The 1988-nt window shown below is 61.1% G+C and carries 1 protein-coding gene; it reads right to left on the bottom strand.

Translation table 11 applies throughout. The features are described 5' to 3' along the window. Positions 1 to 161 precede the first annotated feature (161 nt). Positions 162 to 1493, bottom strand: a complete 1332-nt coding sequence (gene ltrA / locus EN859_RS35015; RefSeq protein ID WP_210237747.1) for a group II intron reverse transcriptase/maturase — start codon at positions 1491 to 1493, stop codon at positions 162 to 164. Between the last annotated feature and the right edge of the window lie 495 nt (positions 1494 to 1988).

Raw genomic sequence — 1988 nt, forward strand, 5'->3', positions numbered from 1 at the left:
GGTAGAGTCGAGGTGTGGCGCGGTGGCGGTAGGTTGAACATATCTGTTTGCCGCCCCTTTCGTCTGGCGGTGCCTTAGTGGTTCAACCGTAGCTCCGTTTCCACACCCCGCTCATCGAACCGGACATGCAGATCTCCCGCATCCGGCTCTCGGACAAGAACTCACGCCTTCACCCACGACACGCCGCGTCCTAGTTGGGTCAGACGTACGAGCCCAAAGTGTTCGTAAAGGTGCGAGTCTGGATAGGCCCCGCCCTTGCTTCGTCTGGTCTTGTGCTTGGACCGCAACCACCGGCGCAACCGCACTGCGGTGTAGCTGTCGAGTGCCCGATACGCCTTGCTGGTGGTTCCTACCGAGAAGTAGTTCGCCCATCCGCGCAGCGTCCGGTTCATCCGCTTCACCAGATATGTGGTCTCTTGCCATGTACCCTTTCGGTCGGTCAGCGCGTGGATGTTCTCCACAGCGCGCCTGATGCTCTTCTTCGATGGCCGGTAGCCCAGACGGGCTTTGCCAGTCGTTGGAGAGTACATCCGTCCGAACGTGTAGCCCAGGAAGTCGAACTCGCCTTCCGGCACCTTGCAGATTCGTGTCTTGTCCTGGTTCACCGTCAGCTTCAGCTTGCCCATGATCTCGCGCAGGTGCTGAAGCGCTGCTTCCGCATTGCCCCGCCTGCACAAGATCACGAGGTCGTCGGCATAGGTGATGAGGCGAGAGCCGAGGCTCTGCTCAAGGCCGAGCTTCTTCCATCCCAGCACGAACCGGCGCATGTACAGATTTGCCAGCAAGGGTGATAGGGGTGAGCCCTGCGGAATGCCGCGCCGCTTGTCCCGTGCTTCGGTCGTGCGTGTCTTGCGGCCTCGATCATCGGTTTCTTCGACAGGGCATTCCAGCCACATCTTGAGCAGATGCAGCACGCGCCGATCAACGATCCGGCGCGCTACCGACTTCATCAGTTCGGCATGGGGAATGCTCCCGAAGTAGTCCGCGAGGTCGGCGTCAACGACTTCCGGATGACCACGGAACAGCAACTCCTCCACCTCGATCACCGCCTGCTGGGCATTGCGCCCGGCACGATAGGCGTAGAGTTCCGGTGGAAGGTCGGCTTCAAAGATCGGCTCCAGTACCAGCATCGCTGCCGTCATGCAGACCCGATCCCGCACGGTCGAGATGCCCAGCGGCCTGAGTTTGCCGTTGGCCTTCGGTATAAACACTCGTCTGATTGGCTCCGGTCGGTAAGTCTCCTCTCTGAGCGCAAGCGCCAGTTCGCCAAGCCACCGCTCGACCCCATACGCTTCGATGTCCGCGAAGTCCTGACCGTCCATACCCGGTGCGCCCTTGTTGGAGCGGCACTGGGCATAGGCATGCGCCAGAATATCCTCGCGACTAATCTTGTCGTACAGGGCATAGAAGCGACAGCCGGCTTCTGCCTTCGCTTTCGCGTGTAACGCCGTCTGCAGTTTCTGAACACTCTTCGGAGTTGCTAGGTTTCCCAATCTCCGGTCCCTCTCCACTTGTTGCGTTCGTCTTGAACTGAGGCCCCTTCCCTCCACCGGCATTACCCGGCTTCCCCGGTACTACGGGCCTCTCCGCCACCCCAGCGCGCCCGGCCTGTCCCTCGCGGGCGTCCGGTTGATCATCCCTGATCACGCATTGGGGCTTCCCGTGTTGCGTGCGCTTTCCTTGTGTACATGCTGCCGCCACTACCCCGGTGCAGCAGCTGGGCGTCGTCTTCGCTCATTCACCCAGCCGTATCAGCCTTCCCCGAAAGGGTTGTCGGGTCGGCCTGCACATCGACCTTTTCGAGGCTTGCTCGGCGTTCACTCACGTTGCGGCCTGCACACTCGCGCGGTCACCAATTCGTGACCCGCTAATCGAAGGCTTCAGACATTTCGTCTCCTCCATGCCTGCTCCGATTGCTTCCGGCTGGAGCGGTTGCCGGGTGGGGTTTGCACCCACTGGAAAGTGCCGCCTTGTCACGGCGCACACCC

The organism is Mesorhizobium sp. M00.F.Ca.ET.216.01.1.1, from assembly GCF_004010325.2.
GTDB lineage: Bacteria > Pseudomonadota > Alphaproteobacteria > Rhizobiales > Rhizobiaceae > Mesorhizobium.